General features: G+C 53.6%; 12 protein-coding genes, 1 rRNA gene and 1 pseudogene. 9 read left to right on the plus strand and 5 right to left on the minus strand.

Annotated features, from left to right (window positions below; genetic code table 11):
* Window positions 1–233 precede the first annotated feature (233 nt).
* A 16S ribosomal RNA gene (locus ACZ52Z_RS04110) occupies window positions 234–1,793 on the minus strand.
* Window positions 1,794–2,389: 596 nt separating this feature from the next.
* Between ACZ52Z_RS04110 and pdhA the strand changes: the two genes are divergently transcribed.
* The 6 genes from pdhA (at window position 2,390) to ACZ52Z_RS04140 (ending at window position 8,985) form a co-directional block, all read left to right on the plus strand.
* Window positions 2,390–3,496, plus strand: a complete 1,107-nt coding sequence (pdhA, locus tag ACZ52Z_RS04115; protein ID WP_464269490.1) for a pyruvate dehydrogenase (acetyl-transferring) E1 component subunit alpha — start codon at window positions 2,390–2,392, stop codon at window positions 3,494–3,496.
* A 1-nt stretch (window position 3,497) separates the two neighbouring features.
* Complete coding sequence (locus ACZ52Z_RS04120; protein ID WP_464270754.1) at window positions 3,498–4,466, plus strand: alpha-ketoacid dehydrogenase subunit beta; 969 nt, start codon at window positions 3,498–3,500, stop codon at window positions 4,464–4,466.
* 90 nt (window positions 4,467–4,556) lie between these two features.
* Window positions 4,557–5,825 (plus strand): dihydrolipoamide acetyltransferase family protein, encoded by a 1,269-nt coding sequence (locus ACZ52Z_RS04125; protein WP_464269491.1) that lies wholly within the window; start codon window positions 4,557–4,559, stop codon window positions 5,823–5,825.
* Window positions 5,826–5,839: 14 nt separating this feature from the next.
* Window positions 5,840–7,273, plus strand: coding sequence for a dihydrolipoyl dehydrogenase (lpdA, locus tag ACZ52Z_RS04130; RefSeq protein ID WP_464269492.1), 1,434 nt, complete (start codon window positions 5,840–5,842; stop codon window positions 7,271–7,273).
* 403 nt (window positions 7,274–7,676) lie between these two features.
* Complete coding sequence (locus tag ACZ52Z_RS04135) at window positions 7,677–8,135, plus strand: hypothetical protein (protein WP_464269493.1); 459 nt, start codon at window positions 7,677–7,679, stop codon at window positions 8,133–8,135.
* 208 nt (window positions 8,136–8,343) lie between these two features.
* Complete coding sequence (locus tag ACZ52Z_RS04140; protein WP_464269494.1) at window positions 8,344–8,985, plus strand: class I SAM-dependent methyltransferase; 642 nt, start codon at window positions 8,344–8,346, stop codon at window positions 8,983–8,985.
* A 49-nt stretch (window positions 8,986–9,034) separates the two neighbouring features.
* On the opposite strand, the gene ACZ52Z_RS04145 is transcribed toward ACZ52Z_RS04140, so the two are convergent.
* Both ACZ52Z_RS04145 and ACZ52Z_RS04150 read right to left on the minus strand, forming a co-directional pair.
* Window positions 9,035–10,201: an acyl-CoA dehydrogenase family protein gene (locus ACZ52Z_RS04145; protein ID WP_464269495.1), complete on the minus strand. Its 1,167-nt coding sequence runs from the start codon at window positions 10,199–10,201 to the stop codon at window positions 9,035–9,037.
* 37 nt (window positions 10,202–10,238) lie between these two features.
* A pseudogene (locus ACZ52Z_RS04150) lies at window positions 10,239–11,097 on the minus strand (3-hydroxyacyl-CoA dehydrogenase NAD-binding domain-containing protein).
* A 124-nt stretch (window positions 11,098–11,221) separates the two neighbouring features.
* Between ACZ52Z_RS04150 and ACZ52Z_RS04155 the strand changes: the two are divergent.
* From ACZ52Z_RS04155 to ACZ52Z_RS04165, 3 genes are all read left to right on the plus strand, one after another.
* Complete coding sequence (locus tag ACZ52Z_RS04155) at window positions 11,222–12,409, plus strand: thiolase family protein (protein WP_464270755.1); 1,188 nt, start codon at window positions 11,222–11,224, stop codon at window positions 12,407–12,409.
* A 190-nt stretch (window positions 12,410–12,599) separates the two neighbouring features.
* Complete coding sequence (locus ACZ52Z_RS04160) at window positions 12,600–13,844, plus strand: glycine/sarcosine/betaine reductase component B subunit (RefSeq protein ID WP_464269496.1); 1,245 nt, start codon at window positions 12,600–12,602, stop codon at window positions 13,842–13,844.
* A gap of 2 nt (window positions 13,845–13,846) precedes the next feature.
* Window positions 13,847–15,163, plus strand: coding sequence for a glycine/betaine/sarcosine/D-proline family reductase selenoprotein B (locus ACZ52Z_RS04165; RefSeq protein ID WP_464269497.1), 1,317 nt, complete (start codon window positions 13,847–13,849; stop codon window positions 15,161–15,163).
* Window positions 15,164–15,219: 56 nt separating this feature from the next.
* Here the strand turns inward: ACZ52Z_RS04165 and grdA are convergent, their stop codons facing one another.
* Both grdA and grdC read right to left on the minus strand, forming a co-directional pair.
* Complete coding sequence (grdA, locus tag ACZ52Z_RS04170) at window positions 15,220–15,687, minus strand: glycine/sarcosine/betaine reductase complex selenoprotein A (protein WP_464269498.1); 468 nt, start codon at window positions 15,685–15,687, stop codon at window positions 15,220–15,222.
* 32 nt (window positions 15,688–15,719) lie between these two features.
* Window positions 15,720–17,249: a glycine/sarcosine/betaine reductase complex component C subunit beta gene (gene grdC, locus ACZ52Z_RS04175; protein ID WP_464269499.1), complete on the minus strand. Its 1,530-nt coding sequence runs from the start codon at window positions 17,247–17,249 to the stop codon at window positions 15,720–15,722.
* Window positions 17,250–17,311 lie beyond the last annotated feature (62 nt).

Consider the following 17,311-nt stretch of genomic DNA (forward strand, 5'->3'; position numbering starts at 1 on the left):
CTTCTAAACGCTTTTGTAGTACGTACCTCCCCGTAGATAAAAAAATCGCTGAAGTCCGAAAACTCACTCGCGAATACGGAAGGGTACTACGATTTAGATACCCTGCTATTCAATTGTCAAAGATCTATAAACTTGCCACAGTAGGGCACGTTTCAGTTTAATCTCTCAAAACCGAACAGTAATATCCAAGCAGGGTTGATCCCATACAGAGTAACCTCTGTATCTTTCCTTATAAAGGAGGTGATCCAGCCCCAGGTTCCCCTAGGGCTACCTTGTTACGACTTCACCCCAGTTACCAGCCATACCTTGGCAGCCTGCCTCTGAAAGTTAGCTCAACTGCTTCTGGTACAACCGACTCCCGTGGTGTGACGGGCGGTGTGTACAAGGCCCGGGAACGTATTCACCGTGGCATGCTGATCCACGATTACTAGCGATTCCGACTTCATGGAGTCGAGTTGCAGACTCCAATCCGGACTGAGACCGGCTTTTCGGGATTTGCGCCTTCTCGCGAAGTGGCTGCCCTTTGTACCGGCCATTGTAGTACGTGTGTAGCCCTGGTCATAAAGGCCATGAGGACTTGACGTCATCCCCACCTTCCTCCGGTTTGACACCGGCAGTCCCTTTAGAGTGCGCAGCCGAACTGCTAGCAACTAAAGGTAAGGGTTGCGCTCGTTGCGGGACTTAACCCAACATCTCACGACACGAGCTGACGACAGCCATGCAGCACCTGTCACCAAGTTCCTTCTAATGAAGGCACTTTTCTGTTTCCAGAAAATTCTCGGGATGTCAAGACCAGGTAAGGTTCTTCGCGTTGCATCGAATTAAACCACATACTCCACCGCTTGTGCGGGCCCCCGTCAATTTCTTTGAGTTTTAATCTTGCGACCGTACTCCCCAGGCGGTGAACTTAATGCGTTGGCTGCGGCACAGAAGGGATCAACACCTCCTACACCTAGTTCACATCGTTTACGGCGTGGACTACCAGGGTATCTAATCCTGTTTGCTCCCCACGCTTTCGCGCCTCAGCGTCAGTATTCAGCCAGAAAGTCGCCTTCGCCACCGGTATTCCTCCTGATATCTACGAATTTCACCTCTACACCAGGAATTCCACTTTCCCCTCTGATACTCAAGCTTGGCAGTTTCAAATGCACTTCCACGGTTAAGCCGTGGGCTTTCACATCTGACTTACCATGCCGCCTGCGCGCCCTTTACGCCCAGTAATTCCGAACAACGCTTGCACCCTCCGTATTACCGCGGCTGCTGGCACGGAGTTAGCCGGTGCTTCCTTTAAAGGTACCGTCAAACATAACAGGTATTAACTGCTACGCATTTCTTCCCTTTTGACAGAGCTTTACGACCCGAAAGCCTTCCTCACTCACGCGGCGTCGCTGCGTCAGGGTTTCCCCCATTGCGCAATATTCCTCACTGCTGCCTCCCGTAGGAGTCTGGCCCGTGTTTCAGTGCCAGTGTGACGGATCATCCTCTCAGACCCGCTAACCATCGATGCCTTGGTAGGCCATTACCCCACCAACTAGCTAATGGTACGCAGACCCCTCCTCATGCAGTAGCTTATATCAGAGGCCACCTTTGCTTATTACACTTATGAAAAACAAGCACATCCGGTATTAGTCCACCTTTCGGTGGGTTATCCCAGACATAAGGACAGGTTATCTACGCGTTACTCACCCGTGCGCCACTCTACTAGTCTTCCGAAGAAGACGTTCGCGTTCGACTTGCATGTGTTAAGCACGCCGCCAGCGTTCGTTCTGAGCCAGAATCAAACTCTCCAGTTTAATATCTTCTGCTCAATCACTAACGATTGGACTTACAAACTTCAAAAAAACCAAAATCAATTGGCCCGCTTGTTATTACTGTTCAGTTGTCAAAGATCAAAACCATGGCATCCATGGCCGACGCATATCCAGTTGATATACGGTATGTTCTGCGTGAACCCCTGGTGAAAGCCGGGGCTCGTTTTGCTTGTCGATGTTTCGTCAAGCAACGGAGCGGGAAACTACCTTACTTCCGCCTTGCAGTCAACCTTTTTTATTTCTTTTCTCTCCTTCTTTGCAGTTCGTACCGCATATCCGGTTGACGGCTATAATATAATCCAAACACAAAAACAATGATATCGAAAAAAAGCGCTACAGCATTTTTTCCCATTTGCAGAGGTGATTTTTTTCATTGGTTCTCTTTCCAGGTGGCGGATATAGGCCGTGCCTCAACAGAGGAAGCGTTGATATTCCCCTTCATCGTGCGTATTTTTTATATGTACAACTGTGCAGCGAACAGGTGAATACACCTTCACCTGGTACTTTTCCGATGCACCTACTTTCCCGGCGACAGAGAAATATTTTTTCGGTTACGTCACAGCACAGGAGCCGGATATATGCCACGTAAACGCCTGCCGATTGCTGATCATATTGAATATATCTCTATATTAGATCATCAGGGAAAGGTGGATCCTGACCTGGAACCGGAAATAAGCGACGACCTCCTGCTCCGACTTTATCGCGTCATGATACTGAGCCGCAGGTTTGATGAAAAAATGCTCGATCTGCAGCGACAAGGGAGGGTCGGCACTTTTCCACCAATTACTGGACAGGAGGCGGCCCAGTTGGGCGCTGTTGTTCACCTTGGTGCCCGTGACTGGCTGGTCCCCTCTTTTCGTGAGACGGTTGCCGAACTTTGGCGTGGCAGGTCATTGGTCCAGGTGCTGCTCTACTATAATGGGTATAACGAAGGGTTGCACATCCCTGCAACACTGAACAATCTACCGACAGCTATTCCAGTCGGATCACAGGTTCTCCATGCGGTCGGCCTGGGATGGGCAGCCCATTACAAACAGACCAATGAAATTGTTATGTCTTTTTTTGGAGATGGCGCCACCTCGGAAGGCGACTTTCACGAAGGACTCAATTTTGCCGCTGTTTTTCAGACACCGACCATCTTCATCTGTCAAAACAATCAATGGGCCATCTCCATCCCTCTTTCCAAACAGACCCGTTCCCCCACCATTGCCCAGAAAGCGATTGCCTATGGTATGCCGGGCGTACAGGTTGACGGCAACGATCTGCTGGCCGTATATGTGGCCGTCCGCGACGCCGTTGAGAGGGCGAGAAAAGGCAACGGTCCTACCCTTATTGAGTGTGTTACCTACCGGCTCATGATGCACACCACCGCCGACGACCCCTCCAAATACCGTTCTGAAGGGGAAGTGAGCGAGTGGCAAAGTAAGGATCCCCTCCCCCGGTTTACCACCTACCTGCTTGACAAAGGCGTACTAAGCGAGCAGTTGGTCCAGGATATCGCTAATGATACGCAGGCGGAAATCCAAGCAGCTGTTGAACTGTCTGAGCAGCAGATGCAGCAGATAGGCGATCCACTGGATATGTTCGAACACCTGTATGCGGAGCTGCCGCCCTACACCGTTAGACAGAAACAGGAACTGGCACAGCAACTATCCTCTGCGGATAAGGAGCAATCCGGTGACTAAAATGACAATGGTCCAGGCGCTGAATCTTGCCCTTCGCCAGGAAATGGAACGGGATGAAGATGTTATTATTCTCGGTGAAGATGTCGGGCTCAATGGCGGTGTCTTTCGGGTAACAGACGGACTGGTAGAGATTTTTGGCGACCAACGGGTGATAGACACGCCCCTGGCTGAATCAGCCATCGTGGGCATGTCCATTGGGCTGGCTATCTATGGCCTGAAACCGGTCTGCGAAATACAATTTTCCGGATTCACCTATCAGAATTTTCACCAGATAGAAAACCATGCAGCTAGATTTCGGTGGCGCACTCAGGGGAGATTCACCGTCCCCATGGTTCTACGCGCACCCTATGGTGGTGGTGTCCGCGCTTTGGAGCACCATTCGGAAAGCAGAGAAGCCTACTGGGCCCATACTCCCGGGATCAAAATGATCATCCCTTCCGGGCCAAGAAACGCAAGAGCCTTGCTGGTCGGCGCTATTCGCGATCCGGACCCGGTAATCTTTTACGAACCAAAGGTCCTCTATCGTACTTTTCGTGAAGAAGTACCTGAAGCAGAGGAAGTGATTGCACCGGGCAAACCACAGGTTGTTCGCCAAGGCACTGATGTGACCATCATCGCATACGGCGCCATGATACGTCCGAGCCTGGAGGCAGCCGAGATGCTGGCGAGAGAAGGCATCACGCCAGAAATTATCGATTTACTGACGTTATCACCGCTTGATGCAACCCTGCTCGCCGCTTCGGTAAAAAAAACTGGACGGGCAGTAGTGGTTCATGAAGCCCCGCGCAGTTTTGGCCCTGGGGCCGAAATAGTTGCCAGGTTATTGGAGGATGCTTTCTATTATTTAGAAGCCCCAATTGAACGTGTAACAGGCTATGACATCATCATTCCCTATTTCAGTAGAGAAAAACACTACCTGCCGGGTGTAAGAAGAATTGTTGATGCTGTTAGAAAAGTCATGAGCATGTAGAGCATGCGGTGCGCTGCTTTAGGCAGGAGCGCCAGGGCGCGAGAGGTGCAGGCCTATTAGCCGTATCAGCTACTGTTGAAGGAATATCCCATGCAAAGATACTCATTCACCATGCCGGATCTGGGCGAAGGCATCCATGAAGCAGAGGTGTTGTCCATACCGGTATCCGCTGGTCAGCCCGTAAAGGAAGGTGAGACCATACTGGAAGTGGAAACCGACAAAGCTGTGGTGGAAATTCCTTCGCCGGTTAGCGAAACTGTGGCGCAAGTGGTTGTAAACGAGGGAGATATGGTCACAGTCGGCGATGTCATGATCGTCTTTGGTGGTGAACCGTCGGCAGCTTCCCCCGTCGACAGCAGGGACAGCGACACCTCTGCCAGCCACAGCGATACCAGTCACCGTCCTCTGCCACCAAGGGTCCCCGCCTCCCCTGCTACCCGAAGACTGGCCAGAGAGTCGGGTATTGACCTACGCCTCGTGCCCCCCACAGGACCTGGAGGTGTCGTAACAGCTCAAGATGTCAAGTCTTTTGTCCAATCTACTTCTCAGTCGACCGGACACATGGACAAAGCCCCTGCCCCTCCTGCAGAATCCAAAGTCACCGTCACAAAGGAAAGCCTTCCCGATTTCTCTCAATGGGGCCCAATCGAACGGCATCCTTTTCGTTCCATCCGCAAAGCCACGGCCGCCCGGATGATGCAGTCCTGGTCCCGGATACCGCATGTAACCTGTCAGGATACCGTAGACATCAGCGAACTGGAGGCCTTTCGCCAGCGACATAAAACGGAGGTCGAGCAGGCAGGCGGCAGGTTGACCATCACGGTCTTTGCGCTCAAAGCCGTAGTAACAGCCCTCAAGCAATTCCCCTTTTTCAACGCAAGCCTTGATCCGGAGGCAGGCGAGATCATCATAAAACACTACTTTCACGTCGGAGTGGCAGTGGATACTGAACACGGTTTGATGGTGCCGGTCATCAGGGACATTGATCGCAAAAGTATTAAAGAGCTGGCCATAGAGTTTCATGAACGCGTTGGCAGGTGTAGAGCTCGTACCGCTGCTCGTGATGAATTGCAGGGCGGAACATTTACAATAACCAACGCAGGTGCTATAGGCGGCGGTTTTTTTTCACCGATTATACATTATCCCGAGGTGGCTATTCTCGGCATGGGACAGGGGCGGATGCAGCCCACGATCGTTACCAGCGCAAGCGGAGATTATTCCATCAAAGCCCGGCTGATCATGCCGATAATGCTCTGTTTTGATCATCGTGTTGTGGACGGCGCAGATGCAATCAGGTTTTTACAGGTGGTTATGGATGGGTTGCAGGATCCTGATGAGCTCCTCATCACCATGATTTAAAAAGGTGGAACACGATGGTCATGGGTGAGTTGGTGGTAGAGACGGAGGTTGTGGTAATCGGTAGCGGACCAGGTGGGTACGCGGCAGCGTTCCGTGCTGCGGCTCTGGGGTGTGACGTCACTGTGGTTGACCCGGTTTCACGTCCTGGGGGTGTATGTCTTTATCAAGGGTGCCTTCCCTCAAAAGCGCTTCTCGTCCTCGCCCAGCTGCTCTATGATGCACAAAGCGCGGCATCGATGGGCATTCGCTTTTCACGACCGGAGATCGACGTACAGGCTCTCAACGTCTGGAAGACGAAGGTTATTGATGTCATGGCGTCCGGTTTAGAGGACCTGTGCAGACGTCACGGCGTCCAAACCATAGCTGGGACGGCCCGTTTTGAAGATGCGCACACGCTGCGCCTCGAAGATGCCTCCGTACGTCGTATCAGATTTCAGTACGCCATCCTTGCCACCGGTTCAATCCCCACATATCCTCCCAATATTCATTGCACGCCGGGCGGTCGAATTATTGACTCCACCGGCGCGCTGGCCCTACAGGACATTCCCCGGAGGCTGTTGATCATAGGCGGCGGATATATCGGCCTGGAACTCGGGACGCTCTACGCGCGTCTGGGCAGTCAGGTGCACCTGGTCGAAGGTGGCGACCGACTTTTGTCCGGAGTCGACCGGGACCTGGTCGAACCGCTTTCCGCCCAGCTGCACAAAGAGTTTTCATCTATTCACATGTTGACAGAAGTAAAGAAACTCAGAGTAATAGAGGCGAATGTTCAAGTAACACTTGAACAAGAGGGTGTGGTTGCCAAGCAACAAGTGGACAGGGTGCTGATTGCCGCTGGACGACAACCAAACAGCGGCCAGCTTGGACTTAAACACATTCCTCTTGAGCCCGCAGCTGACGGCAGCATACCAGTGGATGCTCAACAACGGACTGCGGTATCACACATTTTTGCGGTGGGCGATGTAACCGGGGGGGAGTTGCTGGCCCACAAAGCCAATCTTCAGGGAAAAGTAGCCGCGGAAGTCATTGCCGGTAAGCCATCAGCATACGATGTCGCCGCCCTGCCGGCTGTAGTCTATACAGACCCGCAAATCGCCTGGTGCGGATTGACCGAAGAAAAGGCTACCAAAGAACAGATTCCCTTTACTGTCCGGCGTTTTCCCTGGAAATATTCAGGTCGTGCGCTCACCCTGCGGTCAACAGGCGGACTGACCAAGCTGCTGGTCGCGCCCCATAGCGGACGAATCCTCGGCTGTGGAATCAGCGGTCGCGAAGCTGAAAACCTGATCACCGAAGCTGTTCTGGCCATAGAGATGGGTGCCCTTGCAGAGGATCTTGCCTGGAGCCTTCACCCCCACCCTACCCTGTCCGAGACACTGGCCGAGGCGGCGTCACTGTACCATGGGAGCAGTATCCACATGCTTGGTCCGGCGCGAAAAAAAAGTTGATAATTTGGTTCACCTATAGATTTTAATTAACTTTTTTTACACGTTTTTTGAATGTTATTTTCAATGAAAACGGCTCAAGGCTGCCCTTTTCCTCTCCAGTGCCTATCACCTGGTGAACTCTGCATTTTTTTCTGCTTCTTTTACATCATACGCTGCTCAACGTGCCATGCCATAGGCTGGAATATTCAAACAGAACGTCCTGCCATGTAACGGGGTCTTGTCACTCTTTTTTACATGGCTTAAAAAAAGCTTTAAAACGCCACGTTGTGACCTTGACCATCCTTAAAATTATCGCGTATACTTAAGTATATACCAAAGAATTTTCCAGTAAAGCCAAACAGAGTTAACATCCTTGCGGGCAGTTCTCACCCTAAAGAGTGATATACACTGTGGAGGTGGCTCAATGAACAGATCGAATTTCCAACCTGTAGCGTGTCTACTCCTTTTTTGCCTGCTCATATTGTCCATGGCCGCTCTTGCCTCTGGTGCAGGTCCATCTCAAACCATCAAAGCCGCTGAGAGTCATGCTGACCGGGTAACCGGTGCATCCGGCCAGGCCCAGGGAATCGCCCCCAATACCAGTTCAGGGACTGCGATGATGAACCTGGCCGATCAAGCATCGGAAAGAAATCGGCGGGCCTGCGTTGAATGGTGCGAAGCTAATCCGGAATGCGCCATGTGCAGGGTTTCTGGGCTGTGCGGTGATGGATACAAGGTTATGCGAACCTGGGAAGGGCCGGGATCGGACTGGGATGCATGTAAATTCGTCTCGCGTGCGCCTCGAGTGCATCCGCGACCGCCCGAGGGGCCGATGGAAATTCCTGGCCAACTGAAAGCACCTGTGCCCCCCTTACCCCAATAAACAAGTTCTGCACGCATGGCGACAAGGTCGCACAGTGTTACTGTTATATAAGTCTTGGTTGACATGGAATGTGGAGAAATTCACCTTTTCTCCTTTTGCGACGCAACCGACGGTCGAGATCTGCCCGGGGCAGTCAGCTATCCCCGTGCAACACGCTGGTTGTTTTTGAACAATTGCCCCACTTCTGCCCTTTGCGGGGGGGTGAATCATGCCGAAGCTACGAACCGGTCGTCAACGATATTACAATGTTTTTGCCTCCTTTTATGACCTGTTTATACAGATTCATTCCGGTCGTCAAGGCCATGAGACGCGCAGCTATCTTGTCGATTCCGTCCAGGTCGAGAACTCAAAGCAAACCAGGATACTGGATGTCTGCTGTGGAACAGGATCAGTCATCCTGGCGTTTGCTGAAAAATACTCCAATGCGCTGACCCTGGGGTATGATTTTTCCATGGGCATGTTGCGTCAGGTCAGGAAAAAGGATGCAGCCCGACAGGTCGCACTTGTTCAAGGCGATGCTGCACATCTCCCCTACAGCGATAATTGTTTTGATCTGGTAAGCTGTTCCCACGCCCTCTACGAATTGAAAGGTCAGGGGAGAACAGATGCCCTCATGGAAATGCAGCGCGTGGTAAAGCCGGGTGGAAAAGTATTGATTATGGAGCATGAAGTTCCGCGAAATCCTCTCGTACGGATGCTGTTTAACCTGCGATTACGGACCATGGGCTCAGCTGATGCTAACGAATTTATCCAGCAGGATCTCTCCCCTTACCAGAAGATATTCACCACCGTCACCCTGTCGCATACGCCTTCCGGCAAAAGCAAACTTATCACCTGTCAGAAGCAATGAATGGTGCTCTTTTTTCCAGGGGCGAAGTATGATTCCTCCAACACGAGATTCATCCCATCTCCTCTACCAATCGGCCCCCGACCACCATTCGCCGTATCTCGGTGGTACCAGCAGCTATTTCGTAGACTTTCGCATCCCGCAGCAGTCTTCCGGCCGGGGAACTGGTAAGATACCCCCTGCCTCCCAGGCACTGGATGGCTTCCAGGGCCATCCAGGTAGCACGCTCGGCAGCAAACAGGATAGCACCGGTGCCATCCTTCCGAATATCTTCCCCTGCATCAGCCGTGGCAGCTACCGTGTACACATAGGAGCGGGCGGCGTTCCAGGTGGTATACATATCGGCCAGCTTTCCCTGCATGAGCTGAAACTCGCCAATGGGTTGACCGAACTGTTTACGCTTGTGCACGTAGGGCAGCACCAGGTCCATACAGGCGCCCATGATCCCCAGCGGTCCGCCGGCAAGAATGAGCCGTTCCAGATCAAGTCCGCTCATCAGCAGCTCTATGCCCCGGTCCACAGCTCCCAGGATATTTTTCTCGGGCACCAGGCACTGCTCAAAATGCAGGGCGCTGGTCGGAGAAGCTGCCATGCCCAGTTTATCCAGTGGAGGTCCAGCCTGGAGTCCGGGAGTACTCTCCGGCACGAGAAAGCAGGTAATCCCCATGGCGCCTTTTTCCGGGCTTGTCTTGGCATACACAATTACCACATCCGCCGTCGGACCGTTGGTGATCCACATTTTTGACCCGTTGAGGAAAAACCCGCCTTCGGTCCTGGTTGCGCGAAGTTTCATCGCAGCAACATTGGAACCGGCATCCTTCTCGCTCATGGCCAGGGCGCCTACCCATTCCCCATCAATCATGGGTGGCAGAAACCGTCTTCGTTGTTCTTCTGTCCCATGCAGAAAGATATGATGCACACACAGACCCGAATGGACACCATAGACAAGCCCCATTGACGCCGACCCTCTGCTGAGTTCCTCCACTGCCATCACCTGCGCCCGATACCCCATGCCCAGGCCGCCATATCGTTTGGGAACCGCCACGCCAAAGAGTCCCATTTTGCCGATTTGTTTCCATAATGCAGGCGGGCAGCATCCCTGGGCGTCTATCTCTGCTGCTCGTGGAGCTATCTCCCTGCGGACTAATTCCCGCAGTGCTGCCCGCAGGTTTTCTGCCTGCTCACCTAAGGGGAAACCTAATCCCGAAATTGAGTGCATGTCGGCTCCTGTTTTTCAGAAAGGTGATACGGTTCTCTCAGGATGAATACTCATAAAACCCCTTGCCGCTCTTGCAGCCGATTAACCCGGCAGCAACCATCTTGACCAGCAACGGACAGGGACGGTATTTTGGATCATGAAAACCGGTGTACAGTATCTCCATGATCGACAGGCAGGTATCCAAACCCGATCAGGTCAGCCAGGGCGAGCGGCCCCATGGGATGGTTCATGCCAAGCTGCATGACCGCATCAATCGTTTTCGCGTCAGCCACCCCCTCATAGAGGGCAAAGATAGCTTCATTGATCATCGGCATCAGCAGGCGGTTCGATACAAACCCGGGTGAATCATTGACCATTACCGGTTTTTTCCCCAGCCGACGTGCCAGCTCAACCGTGACGGTGCAGGTTGCTTCCGCGGTAGCAAGGCCCCTGACGACCTCCACCAGCTGCATCTTGGGCACCGGGTTCATGAAATGCATGCCGATCACCCGGTGCGCACAGTTGGCTGCGGCGCCGATTTGGGTGATGGAAAGGGACGAGGTGTTGGTTGCCAGGATGGTACTGTTGTCGGTTGCTCCTCCAAGAAAGCGAAAAATATCCTGTTTGATCTGGAGCTTTTCACCGGCTGCCTCAACGACAAAATCCGCTCGGCGGCAGTAACCGAGATCATCAGTGATATGGAAGCGCTGCAGCACCGTGCCAACCTGCTGACCGCTCATCTGTCCCTTTTCTGCCGACCGCTCAAGATTATGCCGAATACCCTCCAGCCCTTGCTTGGCAAGTTCTAACTGCAGGTCCATCAACACCACATGCAACCCGGCAACGCCTGCCACCTGGGCAATCCCCCTGCCCATCTGACCTGCCCCGATAACCATCATCTTTCCAACAGTAGCCATAGGACTGATCCTTTTCTTTTCCCAGTGCATAGTTACCTGTTTATACTATAAGACAGACACTGCACAGCCGATGGATAATTACCGAGATAAAATGGAAGCGGCGCAACACCGGAGGTATACAGTTATGGCCACCCCGCACAAAGAAATTTTCATCATCGATGCCCTGCGCACTCCCTTTGGCAGCTTTCTCGGCGCCCTCTCGGATACACCGGCTCCAGAGCTTGCGGCAGCGGTGATCAAGGACTTGCTGGAACGCACCCGACTTCCTCCTCCCGCAGTGAACGAAATCCTTATCGGCCAGGTCCTGCAGGGAGGCGTTGGGCAGGCTCCGGCACGGCAAGCCATGCGTCTGGGCGGACTCCCTGATCACATCCATGCCATGACCATCAATAAGGTGTGCGGGAGCGGCTTGGTATCCATGCTGCTTGCTGCCAACAGCATCAGGGCAGAAGAGGCAGAGTTGGTCATAGCAGGCGGGATGGAAAGCATGTCGTTGGCCCCCTACGCTCTGCCCAGAGCAAGGAATGGGTATCGTTTCGGACACGCCACCACTCTGGATCTTACCCTGCATGACGGTCTCCAGGATGCGTATAGCGGAAAATCCATGGGCGAGATCACCGAGGACTGGCTCTCCACCCACGACATTACCCGTGACATGCAGGATGCTTTTGCCCTGCGATCTTACCGGTTAGCCCAGCAAGCCCTTGAACGTCATCTCTTTGCTGATGAAATCGTTCCGGTTGTCAGGGAGACTCCAAAAGGCAAGACACTTGTTGGTGATGATGAAGAACCATGGCGGTGCGATTTCGAAAAATTTTCCTTGCTGCCGCCGGTGTTTCGCCCTGACGGCACCATTACCGCAGGCAACTCCTCCACCATCAGTGACGGTGCTGCCCTGGCTCTTCTCGCCGGCCAGAGAGCTGTTGATACCTATGGGTTGCAGCCCAGGGCCAGGCTGGTAGCTTCAGCCACCTCCAGTCATCATCCCTCGCTGTTTCCGGAGGCTGATGTTGATGCGGTGCAGAAAGCGGTGAAAAAAGCCGGCCTGACCATGGATCGAATCGGGTTATTCGAAATTAACGAGGCCTTTGCCGCAGTGGCCTTGCTGACCATTGAAATGCTGGGCATTGATCCCGGACGGGTCAATGTCAATGGCGGGGCAGTTGCCATCGGCCACCCTATTGGCGCCAGTGGCGGCAGGCTGGTTGCGACCCTTCTCCGCGAAATGGAAAGAAGAGAAGAACAGTTTGGCGTGGTGACCCTCTGTATAGGGGGAGGCGAGGCCGTGGCAGCGGTACTGGAACGGATCTGAATACCCTGCCACTGTTACAGCGTGGTGGCGCTTTATCATCTCGCGTCAGCAACCATGCACCTCCTCTATAAAAAAATACCTCCATCAGCCCGACAATGTGATAAAATAGAGGTATACAAGAGCACAGAGCATTGCGATTCAGCAGGGATCTCTCCTCCTGTAAGCTAACTGTTGCCACGGAGATGCGACCATGACACTGGAGCTGGCATATTTCGAGATTGAGGACGTGGTTTTCGGCAGAAAAACCGCTATACAGGGATCAACGCTGGTTATTCACCGGGAATCCCTGAAAAATTCGCTCAAATCAACGGAAAAACGTATCGATGCCATCGGTGTCCACATCACCAGGCCCGGGGATTCCACCCGAATTCTCTGCATCAAAGATGTTATTGAGCCACGATACAAGGTTACAGACACCCAACCAGGATCAGGCCGAACCCATATCCTGAAAAATGTTGCGGTCGTGACCTGTGGTAAAATCGTCGGTTTTCAGGAGGGTATTATTGATATGAGCGGCCCGGGAAGTGTCCACACCCCGTTTTCACAAACGCTCAACGTTGTCCTGGATATCACAGTTGTACCAGGTTTGTCCCCTCACGAGCATGAGGAGGTTGTCCGTCAAACCGGACTGAAGGCCGCAACTCTCCTGGCCTCAGCTTCCAGGGAAGCCAAGCCTAAAGCGATACACTCCCACTTACCCATTGATGCTACGGCTCTCCCCTCTTCCCTGCCGCGCATTGTCTATGTGTACATGCTGCTTAGCCAAGGCCTGCTGCACGACACCTATGTACTCGGAGTGAATGCCCAAAAGGGCCTCCCTCGGCTCCTTGACCATACCCTTCTGCTGGATGGGGCGATTACCTCGGGAAACTGTGTCAGCGCCTGCGATAAGAATACCACCTACCACCACCAGAACAACCCGGTGCTCCAGGAACTGCTGCCCCAGCATCAGCAACGGCTCTGTTTGGCAGGAGTGGTGTTGACCAACGAACCGGTAAGCCTGGAGGCGAAAAAAACATCAGCAAAAAAAGCGGTTAAGCTGGTGCAGACCCTTAATGCGGATGGCGCACTTATAAGTAAAGAGGGATTTGGCAACCCGGATACCGACCACATGCTGCTCGTCCGCGGATTAGAGAAGGCAGGTATCCCGACCGTTGCCCTGACTGACGAATTCGCCGGTCCTAACGGTGGATCGCAGTCGTTGGCAGATGCCGCTCCTGAGGCAATAGCCACGATTTCAGTCGGCAATGCCAATGAACGGATCCTCCTGCCTCCGTTGCAACAGCTCCTTGGCCCTGTAAGCGATCTGAGCAAACTTGCCGGTGCTTACCCGCACAGCCTCCATGATGACGGCAGCCTGGAAGTCGAACTACAGGCTATAATCGGCGCGACCAACGAGCTTGGCTGGCAAACCCTACGATGCAGGGAGGTCTGAACATGTCACCCCGGTACAGAATCATTCATTGCCTCAACCAATTTTTCAGCGGCATAGGGGGCGAGGAACAGGCCGACACTCCCCCTTCACTGGTTTCCGGCCCTAAAGGCCCTGGGGTATTGATACAAAACGAGTTTCCTGAGGTTGAGATTATAGCCACCCTGCTCTTTGGCGACAACTATGTTGCAGAAAACAGCGAAACCGCTATCAGTGAAATCCTCAGTCTGCTTACACCTTACTGCACGCAGAACAGGCCGGATCTGCTGGTTGCCGGTCCCACATTCAGCGCAGGACGCTATGGCCTCGCCTGCGGAGCGATTTGCCAGGCCGTACAGGAAACATTGGATCTGCCAGCGGTGACCGGCATGCACCCGGACAATCCGGCAGTTGAGCTCTACCGACTACACACCTACATTACCCGGACCAGCGATAATGTCATGGGCATGATCGAGGCAGTCCGCAGCATGATCCCCCTGGGCCTTAAGTTGGTACACAAGGAGGCGGTATGGCCGGAGGAAGATGGCTATCTTCCCCAGGGAAGACGAAAAAATGTGTTCACCTCGGAAACCGGAGCCCGGCGGGCGGTCACCATGCTTTTGGCGCGTATTCATGGAGAGCCCTATACCACCGAATATCCGATGCCGGTCTTTGATCGGGCGGAACCTGCACCGCCCATTGCGGATATGCGTCAGGCCAGGCTGGCTCTGGTCACCTCAGGAGGGATTGTGCCCAAAGGCAACCCCGATAGGATAGAAGCCGCCAATGCCCAACGTTTCGGTACCTATTCGCTTAAAGGGTTGCAGGCTTTGAGCGCACAGACCCACCAGACCGCCCATGGAGGATACGACCCCACCTACGCCAACGAAGACCCCAACCGTGTCCTGCCGCTGGATGTGGTCCGGGAACTGGTCGAGCAGGGAAGCATTGGCTCCCTGCATGAATACTATTATGCAACTGTGGGCAATGCCACCTCAGTGGAAAATGCCAGGAAGTACGGACAGCAGATCGCCAAAATCCTGGTGGCGGATGGTGTACAGGCAGCAATACTTACCTCGACCTGAGGGACCTGTACTCGTTGCGGTGCAACGATGGTCAAAGAAATAGAGCGAGCAGGCATCACCGTGGTGCATGCATGCTCCATCGTTCCGATCTCACTGACGGTGGGCGGCAACAGGATTGTGCCGACCATCGCCATTCCCCATCCATTCGGCAACCCGGACAAGCCGCCTGAAGAAGAGAAAGCACTGCGAAGAGCATTGGTGGAAAAAGCCCTCCATGCCCTGCAGACGCCCATAGAAGAGCAAACCGTTTTCGAGTGAGGCGGCAGGGCCGCGTTGCATGGAGTTGGCCGCTCCGGTCCGGTGACCTGACCGGACTATTCCCCGCGGGACTGCTTCAGAATACGGTGGATCTCCGCCCACAGCGTCTCCTCCATTTCCAACTCGTGCATGGCCATCTGCTCCTCCCAAACCGCAGGGGGAATATCCTGTTTGAACTCCAGAATATGATAGCTTTTCAATCCTAATGCCACCCCGCCAAGGGCTCCGGCATAGCTGGGGTCCCCGTCATGAAAGGTACGGGCCATGATCTCCAGGGTGGCGGGTTGATTGAGGCCGAAGACCACCAGCAGATCGTCGGTTCCCTGCTCTTCTGCCACTTTTTTCACCTCTTCCTGTTCTGCAAGACCTGCAGCGCCTGCCGATGTTCAGACAAAACAGGCGGTATTCTCATACACCACCTCAGCACCGGCTGCTTTGAGACAGGTCGTGACCGTAGTAGCCGTAATGTCATCCCGTTCGCCGAATACGATTACTTTCTTGCCTTGTAACATAACCGCCTCCATGAGATTAATCGAAGCAATAGACAGTGAGCAGATTATACAACCCGTTGATAAACTTCCTCCTCAAGATGTTCATCCCCTGAGACCTGTCCTCCCGTGGGCTGCGGATTACGCTCCAGGATGAAGGACACCCCGTCAAACAGATTGGTGCACCGGTTAAGAAAAATACTGGCCTTGGCCAGAAACATCACCCGCTTCACTGTCCCGGTGCGCATGGCTTCCATGGCATGTCCCACGTAGGGAACCGCCGACGGTATATGCCCCTGGGTGGGGGCGAAGCCGGGCATGCCGACGGCCTCAATCCAGTCTTCCATCTCCTCTTTTTCCAGAGCATGGGAGAGGACGGCCATGGCTGCAATTTTGCGATAGTTCTTCCTCACCACATCACCTGATCCGGAAAACTCGGTTATCTCCGGATTATGCAGCTCAGTGGCATACTTGTCGATATCGGTAAAACGCAAACCGAGACTACGCAGCGGTTCCAGCAGGTACGAGCGATAGACCGACTCCTCCGAAGTACTGGCACCAATGGGCACCTTGCCCACAGCACCCGGTTCGATCCGCACCACAGGACTGGCGCCGTCATCACGGGTGATCAGAAAGGCCATAGAGGCGAGACAATCCTCCAGAATTAGCCTCCCGTGTTCGATAAAGGGTTCAAATTTCATCCCAAGTTTGGCCAGCGAACCACCCCCTACAACGACAATACGATCATACACCCCGGCCTGCACCAGCGAACCAGCCATAACTATGGCGGAAGCCGGTGCAGCGCAAAAATTTTTCACATCCACCCCGGAAGCGTTCACACAGCCGCTCATCTCACCAATGGCCTTGGCCATACCGCCTCCACCCCGCTGGTAACGATCCCCGCAGGCCTCCTCGCCGCAGCTGATCACGAAATCAACCTGGTCGGCACCAATACCTTCCCTGTACAGCAGCCATTTCAAGGCAAGGGCGCCGCTCGCCTTGGTGCACAGGTTCTCCAGCAGATCATGAGCGGCCAGATTTTCATCATCCAGCCCCTCGGCTCGTTCATCCCCGTGAAAAGAGCCGTACAGGATCCCCTGATGCTGGATCGCCAGCGCCCGGGATGACAGCTCACCGGCCCGGTTTTTTTCGGTATGGCTATAGGAGTGGTCAGGCAAAGGGCCAAACAGGGAATGATTGTCGAGTCGGGATTTGAGGACCTCGGCCCAGCGATCATCGGTCTGAAAAAGGGAGGGCGTGAGGATATCTGCAGCTTTAAGCAGAGCCAGAAACAATTCCTGGTCAATAATCTCACCGAAGGTACCGATTGATTTTTCTGTGTTTTCTATATCAATACCGGAAAATTGATACCAGGGCCGAGGGATCCGAGCCAACTCCTCGGGGGTGGTGTTACCAAGAAAGGTCTGGTTGGGGGGATAGTTGACCGCCTGGGCATAGGTACGAAGGTGCTGGGCCATGTGCTGCGCCACCGCCGGATTTCTGGCGATTTCCCTCCGTGGTTTTGAACCGTAACGAATTAATTCCGGGACATGGGCCAGGCAGTAGGAGCAGTTGCGGATAACAGGATACGATGCCATGGGATTCTCCTCCCTCTCCTTCCATTATCTCTCTGTTTTTCTCGAGATGTCAATGAAAAAAA

The sequence above is a fragment of the Desulfogranum aggregans genome, assembly GCF_055398265.1.

Excerpts from the sequence above, each read along its gene's own strand:
- ACZ52Z_RS04125 (WP_464269491.1), top strand. The coding sequence starts at position 4,557 with ATGCAAAGATACTCATTCACCATGCCGGATCTGGGCGAAGGCATCCAT.
- lpdA (WP_464269492.1), top strand. The coding sequence starts at position 5,840 with ATGGTCATGGGTGAGTTGGTGGTAGAGACGGAGGTTGTGGTAATCGGT.
- ACZ52Z_RS04140 (WP_464269494.1), top strand. The coding sequence starts at position 8,344 with ATGCCGAAGCTACGAACCGGTCGTCAACGATATTACAATGTTTTTGCC.
- ACZ52Z_RS04160 (WP_464269496.1), top strand. The coding sequence starts at position 12,600 with ATGACACTGGAGCTGGCATATTTCGAGATTGAGGACGTGGTTTTCGGC.
- ACZ52Z_RS04145 (WP_464269495.1), bottom strand. The coding sequence starts at position 10,201 with ATGCACTCAATTTCGGGATTAGGTTTCCCCTTAGGTGAGCAGGCAGAA.
- ACZ52Z_RS04135 (WP_464269493.1), top strand. The coding sequence starts at position 7,677 with ATGAACAGATCGAATTTCCAACCTGTAGCGTGTCTACTCCTTTTTTGC.
- ACZ52Z_RS04155 (WP_464270755.1), top strand. The coding sequence starts at position 11,222 with ATGGCCACCCCGCACAAAGAAATTTTCATCATCGATGCCCTGCGCACT.
- ACZ52Z_RS04120 (WP_464270754.1), top strand. The coding sequence starts at position 3,498 with ATGACAATGGTCCAGGCGCTGAATCTTGCCCTTCGCCAGGAAATGGAA.
- pdhA (WP_464269490.1), top strand. The coding sequence starts at position 2,390 with ATGCCACGTAAACGCCTGCCGATTGCTGATCATATTGAATATATCTCT.
- grdC (WP_464269499.1), bottom strand. The coding sequence starts at position 17,249 with ATGGCATCGTATCCTGTTATCCGCAACTGCTCCTACTGCCTGGCCCAT.